17 protein-coding genes and 1 tRNA gene are annotated in these 15,269 nt (G+C 62.7%); 9 read left to right on the top strand and 9 right to left on the bottom strand.

The features are described 5' to 3' along the window. Positions 1 to 259: 259 nt before the first annotated feature. On the top strand, positions 260 to 1,054 hold the full coding sequence (locus tag P0D70_RS11730) for a DUF4397 domain-containing protein (RefSeq protein ID WP_091792785.1): 795 nt from the start codon (positions 260 to 262) through the stop codon (positions 1,052 to 1,054). A gap of 328 nt (positions 1,055 to 1,382) precedes the next feature. On the opposite strand, the gene P0D70_RS11725 is transcribed toward P0D70_RS11730, so the two are convergent. Then, a complete protein-coding gene (locus tag P0D70_RS11725; protein WP_091792786.1) occupies positions 1,383 to 1,517 on the bottom strand; it encodes an entericidin A/B family lipoprotein in 135 nt (44 codons plus the stop codon). Positions 1,518 to 1,752: 235 nt separating this feature from the next. Further along, the gene (locus P0D70_RS11720; RefSeq protein ID WP_408184597.1) at positions 1,753 to 3,222 is read right to left on the bottom strand and encodes a sensor histidine kinase; all 1,470 of its coding nucleotides are present in this window, start codon (positions 3,220 to 3,222) and stop codon (positions 1,753 to 1,755) included. A 252-nt stretch (positions 3,223 to 3,474) separates the two neighbouring features. Between P0D70_RS11720 and P0D70_RS11715 the strand changes: the two genes are divergently transcribed. The 5 genes from P0D70_RS11715 to P0D70_RS11695 all read left to right on the top strand — a co-directional run bounded on the left by P0D70_RS11715 (position 3,475) and on the right by P0D70_RS11695 (position 5,837). Further along, positions 3,475 to 3,651, top strand: coding sequence for a DUF1328 domain-containing protein (locus P0D70_RS11715; protein WP_091800263.1), 177 nt, complete (start codon positions 3,475 to 3,477; stop codon positions 3,649 to 3,651). 108 nt (positions 3,652 to 3,759) lie between these two features. Next, on the top strand, positions 3,760 to 3,921 hold the full coding sequence (locus P0D70_RS11710) for a DUF1328 domain-containing protein (protein ID WP_006052455.1): 162 nt from the start codon (positions 3,760 to 3,762) through the stop codon (positions 3,919 to 3,921). A gap of 101 nt (positions 3,922 to 4,022) precedes the next feature. Then, positions 4,023 to 4,595, top strand: a complete 573-nt coding sequence (locus P0D70_RS11705; RefSeq protein WP_091792788.1) for a ferritin-like domain-containing protein — start codon at positions 4,023 to 4,025, stop codon at positions 4,593 to 4,595. A gap of 160 nt (positions 4,596 to 4,755) precedes the next feature. Beyond that, positions 4,756 to 5,388 (top strand): response regulator, encoded by a 633-nt coding sequence (locus P0D70_RS11700; RefSeq protein WP_408184596.1) that lies wholly within the window; start codon positions 4,756 to 4,758, stop codon positions 5,386 to 5,388. A 20-nt stretch (positions 5,389 to 5,408) separates the two neighbouring features. Next, a complete protein-coding gene (locus tag P0D70_RS11695; RefSeq protein ID WP_408184595.1) occupies positions 5,409 to 5,837 on the top strand; it encodes a response regulator in 429 nt (142 codons plus the stop codon). A 25-nt stretch (positions 5,838 to 5,862) separates the two neighbouring features. Here the strand turns inward: P0D70_RS11695 and P0D70_RS11690 are convergent, their stop codons facing one another. Further along, positions 5,863 to 7,071 carry an MFS transporter gene (locus P0D70_RS11690; protein WP_408184594.1) on the bottom strand — a complete coding sequence of 403 codons (1,209 nt, stop codon included), beginning with the start codon at positions 7,069 to 7,071 and terminating at the stop codon, positions 5,863 to 5,865. A gap of 227 nt (positions 7,072 to 7,298) precedes the next feature. On the opposite strand from P0D70_RS11690, the gene P0D70_RS11685 reads away from it, so the two are divergent. Beyond that, positions 7,299 to 7,784: a DUF2569 domain-containing protein gene (locus tag P0D70_RS11685; RefSeq protein WP_408184593.1), complete on the top strand. Its 486-nt coding sequence runs from the start codon at positions 7,299 to 7,301 to the stop codon at positions 7,782 to 7,784. A 22-nt stretch (positions 7,785 to 7,806) separates the two neighbouring features. Here the strand turns inward: P0D70_RS11685 and P0D70_RS11680 are convergent, their stop codons facing one another. The 5 genes from P0D70_RS11680 to P0D70_RS11660 are packed head-to-tail and all read right to left on the bottom strand — an operon-like array spanning position 7,807 to position 12,542. Beyond that, positions 7,807 to 8,634 carry a phosphodiesterase gene (locus P0D70_RS11680; RefSeq protein ID WP_091792792.1) on the bottom strand — a complete coding sequence of 276 codons (828 nt, stop codon included), beginning with the start codon at positions 8,632 to 8,634 and terminating at the stop codon, positions 7,807 to 7,809. 44 nt (positions 8,635 to 8,678) lie between these two features. After that, positions 8,679 to 9,725 (bottom strand): ABC transporter ATP-binding protein, encoded by a 1,047-nt coding sequence (locus P0D70_RS11675; protein WP_408184592.1) that lies wholly within the window; start codon positions 9,723 to 9,725, stop codon positions 8,679 to 8,681. Continuing rightward, positions 9,722 to 10,624 carry an ABC transporter permease gene (locus tag P0D70_RS11670; protein ID WP_408184591.1) on the bottom strand — a complete coding sequence of 301 codons (903 nt, stop codon included), beginning with the start codon at positions 10,622 to 10,624 and terminating at the stop codon, positions 9,722 to 9,724. The genes P0D70_RS11675 and P0D70_RS11670 overlap by 4 nt, the downstream gene beginning before the upstream one ends. Positions 10,625 to 10,671: 47 nt before the next feature. Next, the gene (locus tag P0D70_RS11665) at positions 10,672 to 11,496 is read right to left on the bottom strand and encodes an ABC transporter permease (protein WP_091792795.1); all 825 of its coding nucleotides are present in this window, start codon (positions 11,494 to 11,496) and stop codon (positions 10,672 to 10,674) included. Then, entirely contained in the window at positions 11,493 to 12,542 is a 1,050-nt protein-coding gene (locus P0D70_RS11660) for an ABC transporter substrate-binding protein (protein ID WP_091792796.1), read from the bottom strand. Before P0D70_RS11660 ends, P0D70_RS11665 begins: the two co-directional genes overlap by 4 nt. 489 nt (positions 12,543 to 13,031) lie before the next feature. On the opposite strand from P0D70_RS11660, the gene P0D70_RS11655 reads away from it, so the two are divergent. Next, positions 13,032 to 13,685: a hypothetical protein gene (locus tag P0D70_RS11655; protein WP_091792797.1), complete on the top strand. Its 654-nt coding sequence runs from the start codon at positions 13,032 to 13,034 to the stop codon at positions 13,683 to 13,685. Positions 13,686 to 13,796: 111 nt separating this feature from the next. Here the strand turns inward: P0D70_RS11655 and P0D70_RS11650 are convergent, their stop codons facing one another. After that, complete coding sequence (locus tag P0D70_RS11650) at positions 13,797 to 14,867, bottom strand: LacI family DNA-binding transcriptional regulator (RefSeq protein WP_408184590.1); 1,071 nt, start codon at positions 14,865 to 14,867, stop codon at positions 13,797 to 13,799. Between the two features lie 194 nt (positions 14,868 to 15,061). Between P0D70_RS11650 and P0D70_RS11645 the strand changes: the two genes are divergently transcribed. Beyond that, positions 15,062 to 15,146: transfer RNA gene (locus P0D70_RS11645), tRNA-Leu, on the top strand. Positions 15,147 to 15,269 lie beyond the last annotated feature (123 nt).

Below are 15,269 nucleotides of genomic sequence, written 5' to 3'. Positions count from 1 at the left end.
GACATTCTTCAGCCGCCACCGGCCATGCCAAACCCCGCGGTACACGCATTGCTCAAAGCGAGCGTCCATCGACACGGACCGCGCCGTTCGGCAAAAAGGCGCGATGTGCGGCAAGGATAGGAGGGGATGCTCCGCTTTGGAGAGCTGGCCGGAACCGTTCCATCGACCAGCGAACAAGGCTTTAGACGGCGTGTTGTCCGAAGCGGGACGTCCACAAATCAATGGGCCGAGAGCCCGATAACATCGATAGGTGAACATAATGAAACTGATCCGAACCATGGTGGCGATGGCTGCGGTTGCATCCATTCTGAGCGCGTGTGGCGGCGGTTCCGACGACGTAGGCAAGGAACTCGGGCTGACCAATCCGGAGATCCATTTCATCCATGCCATTCCCAGTGGTCCGGCAGTCGACTTTCTCGTGAACGGTACCGCGCCGTCCGGCCAGACGAACATCAACTATAAAGGCGTGACGAACCTCACCAATATCAACACAGGTGCGACGACTGTCGCTTACTCGGCGACCGGTTCGACGACGGCGCTTGCAAGCGGCAGCTTTCCGGATGTCGCCAAGGGCCACGAATACACCGTGCTCGCTCTGCCGGGTCTCGCCGCACCGGACATCGGCCTGATCGACGATCCGTTCGACAAGGGGCTGCTCTCGAATAGCGCGCGTGTGCGCGGCTTCAACGCTTCGGCGAACGCGACCAATCTCGACCTGTATCTGGTCCAATCCACCGCCACCAACATCGCCAACGTCTCGCCGACCATGGCCGGCGTGGCATTCAAGAACGCGGTGCCGGCGAGCGGTCAGGACTCGATTTACGTGTCCGGCGGCACGTACGTGCTGATCGCGACAGCGGCGGGCAGCAAGACGCCGATCTTCCAGTCGCCGGCATTCACGTTGTCGAACAATGCCGACTGGCTGGTGACGTCGGTGCCGATCGCGGGGGCGCTGAGCCAGCTCGTGCCGGGCCAGATCCATCTGCTGGTCGCGCAGAACGGCAATACGCAGACGCCGAGCGTCGAACTGACGAATACGCTGACGGGCCAATAAGTACGCGAAGTGCGCGAAGAAGTGCGCTGACAGGAATGCCCGCAAGCGGCGCTTGAATCAGACGCATGCAATAAGCGACACGTCCTGGGGAGGACGGAGCGGCGATCCACGCGAGTGGATCGCCGTTTTGTTTGTGGCGTCGCTGAGCGTCGGTAACGAAGCCGTGACTGTTGCGAGCATCACGCCGATGCGTGCGCGAAGGCTGCGCAAACAACGAAGCCCGACCATCAGGCGAAAAAAAGCCCGCCGAGGTTTCCCGCGGCGGGCTTTCACGAACCCCCGTTGCCAGGCGCCTCAAAGCGCCGGGCGTCTGCTTCATATGACCTGCTTACTTGGCCTTTTCAGCCGAATTCGTGATGGCGTCGCCACCCTTCGAAATGTCCTGCCCAGCCCCCGCCATGGTGTTGCAACCGGCGAGCGCAGCCGTCCCTGCAATGAGAAGCAAAGCGATCAGTCGATTCATGAGAGTTCTCCTTGTCGAGAATGCATCGGTTGACGTGCCCGTGTTCTACGGCACGCGCCAGCTAAGCTAGCTGTCGTCCGACCGGGGCTTACGCCAGTCGATCCGGTCTGATTGCATGGTAAAAAAAGGGCGCGGAAGGCGCTGTCGGCCGGGCTGCGATTTTCTTGTAGGCGTGCTCCGCTGTTTGCGTCGGCGCACTCCTACAAGCCTCACGGAGGCGTTGCGCGAGCCTTGACTAGACGGCCGTTCGCGAAGGCGTGGCCGGCGGCAGGTCGATCGAAGGCGTCGCGGTGCTCACGCTCGGCATCTCCACATGGATGTCGGTGCCGTTGGGCACGCCGCGCCGGATATCGAAGCGTCCGCCGTGCGCGGCGACGCGCTGGCGCATGCCCAGAAGCCCATGCGTGTGGGTGCGCTTCAGATCGGCCGGCATGATGCCGACGCCGTTATCGGCGATATGCAGCGCCACCTGGCCATCGCCGACCTGCAATGCGATCGACACCTTCGAAGCCCGCGCGTACTTGGCGGCGTTGGTGAGCGACTCCTGCGCGACGCGAAACAGCGCGATCTCCGTCTGCTCGTCGAGCTTGATGTCGTCGGCGGGCAGGTGCAGTTCGAGCGTCCAGTTGTTGCGCTGCGCGGCTTCGTCGGCGAGCGTACGCAACGCGGTAACGAGCCCGAAGTTCGCCAGCACCGTAGGCCGCATGTCTTCGATGATGCGCCGCTTGAGCGCAATGCCCTGGTCGAGATTCGCGAGCGCCCGCTTGAGTTTCTCGGAGATGTCCGGCGCGCTGTCCTTCAGTTTGCGGTTGGCCCACGCCACGTCCATTTTGCTCGCGGTCAGAATCGCGCCGAGCTCGTCGTGCAGCTCGCGCGCGAGCTGGGTTTTTTCGTTTTCGCTGACTGCCTGCAAGTGCCAGCCGAGCGCTTCGAGCTGACGGGTGCGTTCATTCACGAGCTGGTCGAGCCCCTCCTGCTGTGTGATCAATTGACGCTGCACGCGCGCCTGACGATCGATCTGAATGCCGAGGTTACGAAACAGCAGGATGAACAGCACGATGTTCAGCGCTGACAAGCCCGCTGCGCACAGCGTGGAGATGCGCTGATCGCCGCGGCTCGCGGCAAGCGCGTGTTGCGCGCGGCGCTCCTCGTTGTCGCGCAGCAGCGAGAGCGTGCTGTCCACGAGCGACGCATCGGCCGGACTGGCTTCGCTCGCGCTGCCGCAGACGGCGAGATCCAGCGGATGCGGCGCCGCGCGCTGCAGCGCGGACGCGCCCGCGCCGATACGCGCCTCGATCAGCGCGAGGATCTGCGTAAAGCTGGCGAGTTCGGCGCTGTCGGCTTTGCCACTACGGTAGAAGCGGTTCAACTGCTGTTCGCTCTGACGGATGCGCACGGCGGTCCCGCAGAAATCGCGCGCGGAAGCGTCCTGCTTCGTCAGAAGAAAATCGCTTTGCTGCGCACTCAGGCGCGAGAGCTGGCTCGCAAGAATGCTCAGTTGCACGGTGACGTCGCGTGCTTCGAGTGCGGTCTCGTATTCGGCGGCAATGCGTTGGCGCGCGGTCTCGAGAATCACGAGACCGCCCACGGTAATGACGATCGCCACGGTCATGGCAATCGCCCAACTGCGATTGCGCATCCAGTCGCTCAGGCGGGTGGCGGGCCCAAGGGCGGCCGCGTTCGGCGCATTCTGCTCATTTGGCAATTTCGGCTCCTCTATTGGGGCTTCAGTGTAACGTCCGCCGCGTCAGGCGACGGTGCGAGTATCGCGCCGACGCGGCCGCCGTGCCGGCGCAACACACCGGCCTCGCGTGGCTTACGCGCTCGCCGTAACGCTGCCGTAATCCAATGTCAGCGGATTCTCACACGAAAACCGGCGTGCGTCGGAATGCGCCCGCCGTCGCTGATGGCTAGGATTGACCTGATCGTTCAATCAATGTTTCGGGAGAAAGCCATCATGCTGAAATGGGCGTTGTTCTTCGCCGTCGTGGCGGTGATCGCCGGCCTTCTTGGCTTTACCGGCGTAGCGGCAGGCGCGGCGGCAATCGCGAAGTTCCTGTTTATCGTGTTCGTGATTCTGTGTGTCGTGTTCCTCGTGCTCGGCTTCGTGGTGACGAAAAAGATCGTCGATTAGCGCGGTTCGACGAGGAGTTCGCAAGCCGTGTCTTCGAAACTGGCAGACGGTTCGCCATGCAATGCGCCGAGCCAGGCCACGCAGATACCAACAAGAAGGAGAGTCGCCATGCTTCACTATGCCATTGTTTTTTTCGTGATCGCGATCATCGCCGCCGTGTTCGGTTTTACCGGAATCGCAGCAGGGGCGGCTGAAATTGCGAAGATCCTGTTCTACATTTTCCTCGTCGTGTTCGTGGTCACGCTGCTGCTCGGCGTATTCCGAACGTAGACGGGCGCTTATTGGTAGCCCGCATTCCTTGTGCCGGCGCATCAGGCGCGATTCGTGCGTGATGCGCAGTTCCCCCCAATACCGGATAAAGGAGAAATTCAATGTCGAAGTCACCTGGCGCCCAGGGCGCGGCCACTCAATCCAAGGATCCGTTCGTGATGGATCTCAAGAAGATCCGCGAAGACGCACGCAAGCACATGTCGGACGGACCGGTCACGCAAAGCTATGGCGCGGATCGCGAAACGGTGCTGAAGCTATGCAATGACGCACTGGCCACTGAAATCGTCTGCGTGCTGCGTTACAAGCGGCATCACTTCATGGCAAAGGGCATCAACTCCGAGGCGGTGGCCGCGGAATTCGCCGAACATGCCGCGGAGGAACAGGAACACGCCGACCGCATCGCCGAGCGGATCGTGCAATTGGGCGGCGAGCCTGATTTCGCACCGGACGGGTTGAAGACGCGCTCGCACTCGGAATACAAGGAGGGCGACAGCCTCACGGAGATGATCAAGGAGAATCTGATCGCCGAGCGGATTGCGATCGATACCTACCGCGAGATCATTCGCTATCTCGGCGACAAGGACGTGACGACGCGTCGTATGTTCGAAGAGATTCTCGCTGTGGAAGAAGAGCACGCAGACGATATGGCGGATCTGCTCGAAGGCCGCGAGTAAGCGGGAGGGCGCTGCGGGCACGGGCGGGTCTGGGCGGGTGTGGCAGGTTTCCCGCGCCGGCATGCGCCGCCATGTTCTTCTCCGATTCCGGCAGACGCCGTGCCGGAGATCATTACAATGTCTGCTTTGGAGCGATTCCAATACACGGACACCCAAACCGATGATTCGAGTGTTGATAGCCGACGACCATGCGATCGTCCGAGGTGGCTTCAGGCAGTTCGTCGCTGACGAGCCGGATATGTGCGTCGCGGCCGAAGCGGCCACCGGCGACGAAACCATCAGCCTCGTGCGCGAGCAGGCGTTCGACGTGGTGCTGCTCGACATCGCGATGCCGGACAAGAACGGTATCGACACCTTGCGTGTGATCAAGCAGGTGCGTCCCGAGCAGGGCGTACTGATTCTGTCGGGGTACCCGGAAAGCCAATACGCGATCAACCTGCTGCGCGCGGGCGCGAACGGTTATCTGAACAAGGATTGCGAGCCCGACGAGATCGTGCGGGCGATTCGCTCGGTGGCGCGCGGGCATCGCTACCTCTCCGAGGCGGTGGCCGACGCGCTCGCCGACAATCTCGACAAGCCGTCCGCCGGGCGGCCGCACGAAGCGCTGTCCGAGCGTGAGTTCCAGATTTTCTGCAAGCTCGCGGCCGGGCAGATTCCCACTGAGATTGCGGAGGAATTGCATTTGTCCGTGAAAACGGTGAGTACCTACCGGGCCCGCGTACTGGAGAAAATGCAACTGGCGAACAACGCCGATCTGACTTATTACGCGATCAAGAATGGTTTGATCGAATAATGGACGATCGAGATATTCCGATGAACAGCGAATCGAACCCTGTTGCCGATCAAGCCAGCCGCGCTCCCTTGCGCGTGCTGCTGATCGAGGATTCGCCGCTGATTCGCCGAAGCCTCGTGGAAGCGATCGACGCCTCCGGCCTGCTCAAGGTAGCCGCGTATGCGGATTCCGCGGATCAGGCGATTGCGCTGTTGAGCGACGAGCCCTTCGATGCGGTGATCGTCGACCTGCAGTTGAAGCAGGGCTCGGGCGTGCCGGTACTAGCCTACCTGCAGCGTGAGGGATTGATCGACCGGGTATTCGCCGCGGTGCTGACCAATCATGCGTTGCCCGCGTATCGGGAGCGCTGCGAGCAATACGGCGTGCGCCACTTTTACGACAAGTCGTTCGAGTTCGATCGGGTGATCGACGCGCTGCACGACTATGCGTCCGCGCGAAGCGGCCAATGAGCGCTCCACGCGAACAAGGCCCCGATTAGCCCTTCACATCCTTCGCGCCTGCGGGCAGCGCCAGATGATTCCACGCCGCCAGCCCAGCGAACACGAGGCCGGCCGCGCTCACACCAAGCCATCCAAACGTCGGCCACACTGCCGCGCCGACGCCGGAGCCGATCGCTCCGCCAATGAAATACGCCACCATGTACACGGTATTCACGCGGCTGCGCGCGTCCGGCTTGAGTGCGTAGATGCGTGACTGATTAGAGATTTGCGCGGCCTGCACGCCGATATCGAGAACGATCACGCCGATCACGAGGCCCGCAATGCTTCTCGCCGATGCGCCGAACACCACGAACGAAATCGCCACCAGCACGATCGACACGGTGATGATCGCGCGCGGTCCGCGCCGGTCGGAGAACTTGCCGGCGAGCGGCGCGGCCATCGCGCCTGCCGCGCCGACAATACCGAATAGCCCTGCCGCTTGCGGCCCGAGATGAAACGGCGCACCGGCCAGCAGCAATGCCAGCACCGACCAGAAAATGCTGAACGCAGCGAACAGGGCCGCGCCGGTCAGCGACGCTTCACGCAGCGCGCGGTGCTCGACTACCAGATGCCACATCGACACCAATAGCTTGCCGTAGGGCAGCGTGGACGTCGGCTGACTCCTGGGCAGACGCAGAATGATGACGACCGCGAGCACCAGCAACGCGACCACGGACGCGCCGAATACTGCGCGCCAGCCGAAATATTCGGCGATCACGCCCGACGCCGTTCGCGCCAGCAGGATCCCCAGCAGCAAACCGCTCATCACCGTGCCGACCGCGTGGCCGCGTTCGGCCGGCGGCGCGAGTTCCGCCGCGAACGGCACCGCTTGTTGCGCGATGGTGGCGAGCACGCCGATCGCCAGACTTGCGAAGATCAGCACGGACAGCGTTGGCGCGGCGGCGGCCACTACCAGCGCGACACAGATGCCCGCGATCTGCAGCAGGATCAGAAGGCGGCGATCGAAGCGGTCGCCGAGCGGCGCCAGCAACAGCATGCCGGCCGCGTAGCCGAGTTGGGTGACGGCCGGCACCGCGCCGACCCACGACGCGCTGTGCGGAAACGACAGCCGGAAGTCGTCGAGCAGCGGCTGGTTGTAATAGATGTTCGCGACCGCGACGCCCGCGATGGTGGCGAGCAGAAGCAGCAGGCCGCGCAGCGACCGGTCGGCGGAAGCGGGAGTGGACGCGTTGGAAGTGGACATGAGAGAGGGCGATTGACGGACCGGCCCATGCACGGTCCTCAAGCGTGCCGATCATACCGGAGCATGGCGGATCGTGCTGACGGCCGCGAGCGCGCAAACACGCCGGTTCCAAGCCACCTGAAAGGGACGCGTCGACAAAATGAGATGGTCGTTCGTGGTTAGTTCGTAGAATCGGCGCGCCTCATCCGACCGATTACGACAGAACGAAGCAAACGAAGAACGACTCCATGGCCTCGACCACGAAACATGAACCTCGACACATCGGCGGCTGGCTGCTCGTCGCGTTGATCTGCGTTGCCGCGTGGGTGCTCCATACGGCGATCGCCATGCGCGATCCGCTCAAACTGATGCTCGAATGGGAACTGCTGGCGGTGTTTATCCGGCGCGAAACGCATGGCTGGTATCGCGCCGTGCTCGCGATGGTCGGCTGTGATGTCGTCACGGGCGTATTCATCGTGGCCGGCGCGGGCTGGCTGGCGCTGCTCGTGCTGCGCAGATCGGCGCGCTTCGCGCCGCAGGTGCAGGCTTGGCTCGTCGCCATTGTCGCGATGCGAGCCGGCGCGTATCTGCTCGGCGATTACATGACATACGCCATCGGCATCAACATTGCCGTTCCCTACGGCGATCTTATTCAGGCCGTCGTCGCGGCCGCGCTCGGGATTCCGTATTTCAGGTCGTCCCGGCGCGTGCATGAGACCTTCATCCGCGCGTGAGCGCGCGCCTCAGTGGATCAGATCAATCGATCAGATCGCCTTCGGGCTCGTAAAAGGGATACGGCCCATCCGCCGCATCCACATACGCGTGATGCGTGACGATGCCGGTTGCCGGGTCATAGTGATGCAGCGCATACGCCGGCGGCTCCATCATGAACGCGGACGGCGCATCGTCGCGCAGATCGAGCGCGACCTGATGCGCGGGCGCCGGCACCGCGGAGGCGATCGTGCCGCCAAAGCGCACGAACATGGGCCGGTGCACATGCCCGCAGATCACACGTTCCACGTTCGGATAGCGCGCGATCAACGCCGCGAGTTTGTCGGATGCGGTGGGATCGAGCCGCAATTCATCCATATGCCCGATGCCGCACACAAACGGCGGATGATGCAACGCGACCACCGTCGGTTTGCCTTGGGCCGCGTCGAGTTGCGTGGCGAGCCACGCGAGCCGCGCGTCGCACAGATCGCCCGCGCTTTGGCCCGGCACCATCGAATCGAGCGCGATGAGTCGCAGCGCGCCGAGATCGACCGCGTATTGCACGAATTCGCCGCCGCTTTGCAATTCCGCGCGATCGGGAAATGCGGCACGCAACGCGGCGCGTTCGTCGTGATTGCCGACCAGCAGGAAGTAGGGAATCTCGAGCGGCGCGAGCAGGGTCTTGAGATGCGCGTACTGTTCCGGGTCGCCCTGATCGACGAGGTCGCCCGTCATGATCACCGCGTCGGGACGTGGTTCGAGCGCATTGAGCGCGGCCACGCAGCGTGCGAGATAGGCGCCGGTGTCGACGCGGCGGTAAGCGAGCGCGCCGGGCCGTTTGATATGCAGGTCGCTAATTTGAGCCAGCAGCATGGGGTGTCCTTTCTTATAGCGCGCCAAACAACGGCGTCACTTCATTACGATAGCGCAATCAGCGCGTCGTGCGCGATTGAAATGCCGACCGGTGTGCCACGCGCCAATTCCACGCGGCCCGCCACGTCGATCAGCAACGCGTCGGGAGCGGCGCCGCCCACCGTCAGCCGTGTTCGCTCGCCGAGAAACGCGGTGCTTTCGATATGGCCACGCAATTGCGCATGAGCCGGATCGGCAAGATAAGCGTCTTCGGGGCGGAAGAAAATTTCGTGCGCCGAATTCACGTGCGCGTCGCCCGCGGGCAGCGGCACGGCGCCGCCGGTGGTCGTCAGCAGGCCGTCGCGCCGCTCGCCCGCGAGCCGGTTGATCGTGCCGACAAACTGCGCGACCGTCCGGTTGGCGGGGCGGTAATAGATCTCGCGCGGCGAGCCGATCTGCTCGATGCGCCCCGCGCTCATCACGACGATGCGGTCGCCCAGTTCCATTGCTTCGGCCTGATCGTGCGTGACGTACACGGTCGTAATGCCCAACTCGCGCAGCAACGTGTTCATCTCGCTGCGCAAGGTGTCGCGCAAGCGGGCGTCGAGGGCGGTGAGCGGTTCGTCGAGCAGCAGCACGCGCGGCTGCACGGCGAGCGCGCGTGCGAGCGCCACACGCTGGCGCTGCCCGCCGGAAAGCTGATCGATCGGCTTGTCGGCGTGAGTGGTGAGACGCATCATGCCGAGCAATTCGTCGACGCGTTGGCGGACAGTCTCGGCCGGCACGCGTTTGATCTTCAGGCCATAGCCGATATTGCCGCGCACTGTCAGGTTCGGAAACAGCGCATAGCTCTGGAACACCATGCCGACCTGGCGCTTTTCGATCGGCAAGGCGGTGACGTCGTCGTCGCCGAACGCGATGCGGCCGCCGGCGTCCGGCGTTTCGAGCCCCGCGATCATGCGCAGCGTCGTGGTCTTGCCGCAGCCGGACGGCCCGAGCAATACCAGCGTTTCACCGGCGTCGATATGCAGATCGAGCGGCTCGAGCACGCGCGTGCCGCGAAACGTTTTCGCGCATTGCGTCAGCGCGATGGGTACGGAGGCAAGTTTCATGGTTTGAGCGACTTAGAAGGAGAGACGGCGGCGCGTTTTTTCGCCGCGCTGCGCTGGCCGGTCGCATCGACACCGAGCCATTGCATCGCGACGAGCAGGGGCATCGTCATGATGAAAAACAGAATCGTGTAGGCGCTGCCGATCTCGATGCGCAATGACGCATACGTGTCCGCGAGACCCACCGGCAGCGTTTTGGTATCGGGCGTGTGCAGCATCCACGTCAGATTGAATTCGCCGATGGAGAGCGTGAGCACCGCCAGCGCGCCGGCCACGATGCCGGGGCGCGCGTTGGGCAGCACGATCGTCACGAAGCGTTGCAGAAAGCTCGCGCCGAGACTCGCCGCGCCTTCTTCGAGCGTGCGCAGATCGCTGCTCGCGCACACGGCGGCGACCGCGCGCACCATGAAGGGCAGCGTGAACACCACATGGCCGACGACGATAAACGCCACGCTCATGCGGAACATCGTGAAGCCGCCGTAGACCACCAGCAGCGCGAGCGCCGACGCGAGGCCAGGCAGCGCGATCGGCAGCACCAGAAATTCTTCGATGATGCGCGAGAGCCTCGTCTTGCTGCGCGCGAGTACGTAACCCGCCGGCACGCCGGTGAGCAGCGTGATGAGGAGGGTCGCCGCCGCCACTTCGAGCGAGAGAAATACCGAGCCGTGATATTGCGTCCACACTTCTTCGAGCCAGCGCAGCGTGAGTCCGCTCGATACGCCTTTGAAGTAGTTGACCGTCAGACCCGCCATGATCGACATGACGACTGGCACGATCAGGAACGCGCATAGCAGCAGCGTCACGAGCCATTGTCCGGCTGCGAGCCACGTTCTGGCGGCCGGCAGGCGCGCACGCGAGCGCGGCTTCGTTGCCGGCTGTAGAGAAGCGGTGATGGAATTCATTGAGGTCCTGTCTTCCGGTCTGGCGGCGCCAGGTTTGAACATACCGTTCATGCGCTTGCCGCCACGGCCGAACCGCTCACGCTGCGCGCCAACGCCAGCACGGCCCACGTCACCATGCCGAGCACGATCGAGAGGCCCGCGGCGGTCACCATGTTCGCGTTGAGGGTGAACTCGGTGTAAATGGTCATCGGCAGCACGTCGATGTCGGTGGCGAGTGTGAAGGCGGTGCCGAATGCGCCCATCGCGGTGGCGAAGCACACCGCGCCCGCCGCGATCAGACCAGGCGAGAGCGCGGGCAACACGATGTCGCGCGTGATGCGCCACGGCGACGCGCCGAGCGAGCGCGCGGCTTCTTCCAGCGATGCATCGAGCTTGGTCGCCGAGGCCATCACGGTGACGATCACGCGCGGAATCGAGAAGTACAGGTAGCCGAGAAAGAGGCCGCTCATCGAATAAGCGAATACCCAGCGGTCGCCCGTGAGTTTCAGCGAGAGCGCGCCGACCAGCCCCTGGCGCCCGGCGAGCATGATGACCATGAAGCCGACCACCACACCCGGAAACGCCAGCGGAAAGGTGAGCAGCGCGAGCAGCGTGCGCTTCAAAGGAAACTCGCGGCGCGCCAGCAGCAATCCCGCGATCACCGAGAGCACCAGCGTCGCCGCCGTGACCGCCGCGGACAACAGCACGGTCGCGCCGAGACTCGACATGTAGCGCGGATTCGTCAGCATCGCGCGATAGGTGGCGAACGCGTGGCCGTCGCCGCTCAACTGCGCGAGCGCGCCCATCGGCAACAGCCAGAAGGCGATGAATACCGCCAGCGCCGGCGCGATCAACGCGATGCGCCAGCGCAGCGGGAACGTGATGTCGTTCAATGCATCACCTGCAGATAACGCTCGCCGAAGCTCGACTGCTTCTCGGCCATCTTGCCGAAGTCCACCGGTTTGGCGCGCGCATAGTCGCTAGCCGGCAGGAATTTCGCGGCGGTGTCGGCCGTCATCGCGTTTGCGCGGACCGGGCGCAGATAGGCGTCGGCCCACAGCTTCTGGCCTTCGTCGGAGAGCACGAAATCGAGCACCTTCTTGCCGTTGGCCTCGTGCGGCGCGCCCTTCACCAGACTCATCACGTACGGGACGGAGATCGTGCCTTCCTTCGGAATCACGAACTCGACGTTCGCGTGATCCTTGTACTTCGCGCGGTAGGCGTCGAAATCGTAGTCGAGCAGGATCGGAATTTCGCCGGACATCACGCGCGCGTAGGCGGTCTGCTTCGGCACGATCGGCGCATTGGCCTTTAGCTTGCGAAACCAGTCGAGGCCCGGCTCGAAGTTATCGAGCGTGCCGCCGAGTGCCTGATTCACCGCCACCGCGCCCGCATAGCCGACGAACGCGCTCGACGGGTCGAGGTAGCCGATCATGCCTTTGTACTCGGGCTTGAGCAGGTCGGCCCAAGAGCGCGGCACGGGCTTGCCTTCGAGCGCGTCCTTGTTGACGAAAAAGCCTAGCGTGCCCGAATGAATCGTGAACCAGTAACCTTGCGGGTCCTTCATGTTGGCGGGAATGTCATCCCAATGCGCGGGCTTGTACGGCTGGATCACGCCCTTGTCCTTCGCCTGGAAAGCCGATGAGACGCCGAGGTACACCACGTCGGCGACCGGGCTCTTCTGTTCGGCCATGAGCTGGGCGATCGACTGGCCGGAATTCTTGTTGTCGAACGGCACGCGAATGCCGGTCTTCTGCTGGATCGCCTTGATCTGGCTCGCCCAGTCGGCCCATTCGGGCGGGCAGTTGTAGCAGATCGCGGTTTCGTCGGCATGCGCGAGCGAGGGTGCGGCCAGAGTCATGACAAGTGCCGAGGCGGCGAACGCGGCGCGCGCCAATTGACGCACTCGAACAAAAGCGGTGGAGGAACGGCGGGTCACAGCAATCTCCCAGAGATGGACAAGGTGGCTTCAGCGGTGGTGTCGAGTACGGGTGAACTGACGCCATACAGGTGGCGCGATGCGGGCTGCCGGACATCGCTTGTGTGCCGTACTGTCTGGCGATGTAAACGTTTTCGTCGAGCGGATTATCGGGAACGTATGTGACGACGCTATGACGTGTGGCTTGCCGTTCGGGCGGCCGTTCTCCGGGTTCCTGTTTGACTGGATCAGTTGATTCTTGACCTTATATCTGCGCCGCATTTTCTTGCGCCGGCTAATTCGCAGGGAAATCCCAATTCCGGTTTTCCGTGATTTTAGGAGTTCTCCGATGGGCGGTGAGCAGGGCGAAATTCACTATGAAATTGCCGCTTGTTACGCGGCATGACGGTAAAGCGGATTTAATTTCAGAAAACGGAGGCGTTGCGAAGCTGTTGTGTTTTTGTCCCGGTTTGTTCGAAGGTAATCTCAATTTTGATATTAGAGGCTTGTATGAAAACCAATCTATTGTTGGCCATGACTGCCGTGCTTTTATCTGTTTGCGCGCCTGCTCACGCAGCCACGGAATGTTATTTCGAGAAAACCCACGACGCTGTGGATTTGAATATCGACAATCTGGTGTTTCAGAACGTGGTTGCGCCCAAGTCCGGGTACGCCGCGATCAGCCCGGCCGGAGGCATGTCCATCACGCCCACCGACGACAACATCACCTCGAACTGCGATCTCGGGCAGGGCGGCCAGGCATTGAGGGCCAAGAATAACCGGCCGGCTTCGACGGACTATAAATATGTGTCCGTTACGGATGCCAGCGGCAATTCCCATCATGCTGTTTTGTATAGGACAACGGCACAGGGAATATACTACACTGTTAAAATTACCAACGACGCATGCACCGATAATTCCGGATTTATTCCCCCTGATAACTCGTACGTTAAACTATATGACGTAGGGGATTCAAAGGAAAAGAAGTGCTTGAACGGGGCTAAGCATTTTACATTTGGGGTTAATTTTTATGTGAGTCCGGAGTATAAAGGTGCGAAAGGCACGTTCAGGTCCAACGAGACGATACATGGCAGCTTTAATATCTCTGGAGCGGTCGACGAAGTGGCCGTAAGGTCGGTGATATTCAATGCCACGTTGAAATAGTTTTTTCTTTCTGCCCGAGCCCGTGCCCATTTCGGTGTCCGGATGAGGTGCGGCGCCTCGGGCTTCAGCAGTCGGGCTTCAGCAGTCACCAGCGAGCAATGCGCGGGCGTCTCATACAAACGGCCGCTCGGCATTTTCCGAGGCCCGCACCCGCGAGGGCTCGTTGCGGTTCGAAATCGCCGCGATGGTGGCGCCCTCGCGCAAGCTGTGCGGCAAGGTCAGCGTGAGCGATGTTTCATTCAAGGCTTCGTAACTGCCGGTGACGCGCGCCAGCAAACGCTCCCAGGCCGCACAGCCGATTTCCCGATTCGGCGCGCAGATGCTGGCAAGCGGCGGCGACAGCAGTTCGCCCATCGCGAGTCCGTCGAAGCCGAGAATCGACATGTCGTGAGGAATCTGCAGGCGCGCGCGGCGCAGGCCACGCATGACCACCATCGCCAGCAGATCGTTGCTGCAGAAGAGGGCACTGGGACGGTTCGCGCCGCTCGTCAGATGGGCGAGCACCGCGGGCGACAACTCCTCCGCGTTGAAATCGAGCTCGAGCGCGGGCGCCGGCGTCAAGCCGGCTTGTTGCATGGCCTGCGAATAGCCGAGATGCCGCTGGCGGGCGCGGTCTGAGGCAGCCAGCGTGCCCGCCAGCATGAGAATACGGCGATGGCCGTGAGCGATCAGCATGCGCACGCCGTCGTAGGCCGCGAGACGGTTGTCGACGGCGACCGACGGACGGCGTACCGTGTCGTTATGCATCAGCACGTAGAGCAGGCCCGCGCGGTCGAGTTCGTCGAGCAGCGGGTGCGTGTCGGCATCGGCGACGGTCAGGATCAGTCCTTCCACGCGGTGTTCGCGGAGCGTCTCGATAGCGTGGCGTTCACGGTCGGCGTCGTACTGCGTGGTCATCAGCATGAGCCGGTAGCCTTGCGCCGAGGCGAGTTCGTCGATACCTTGCAGGCACTCGGCGAATACGGGATTGGCGAGCGTCGGCAGGATCACGCCGATCAGGCGCGTGCGTTCGCCGCGCAATTGGCGGCCAAGCGGGCTGGGGCGGAAGTTCAGCGCGTCGATGGACTGGCGCACTTTGTCGAGCGTGACCGGGTTGACGGTATGCGGCGCGTTGATCGCGCGCGATACCGTGGCGATGGAGAAACCGGCGTGGGCAGCGACATCTTTGATCGTCGGAGTCATGGGTTTCCGCTCGGGTCGTAAACGTTTTCGTGAGTTTCCGTGAGCGGATTATCGGCAACGTTTGTGACCCCCGGATGAATTCGGTTTTTGGGTTGTGCCGCGCCTGAAAATCGCGGTACGGGGCGGGTGCCGCGGCGGTTTGGTACGCCTGCCGCGAAATGGTAGAATTCGCGTCCACATGCGTTCTGACCCCTGCCGGGGTGATGAAATTGGTAAACATAGCGGACTTAAAATCCGCCGCTTCACAGCTTGCCGGTTCAAGTCCGGTCCCCGGCACCAATCGTCCCGCCAAGGACTTGCGCGCTTTCAGCCGAACCCGGTTCAACCTGCGCGCAACCGGATCAGACGCCTTTCCTTCCCGCCGTATCTGAAATGCGCAGCCGCTCGCCCACGTGTTCGACG

Source organism: Paraburkholderia sp. RL17-381-BIF-C (assembly GCF_046026435.1).
Classification (GTDB): Bacteria; Pseudomonadota; Gammaproteobacteria; order Burkholderiales; family Burkholderiaceae; genus Paraburkholderia.
This window is presented reverse-complemented; position numbering and strand designations above follow the sequence as displayed.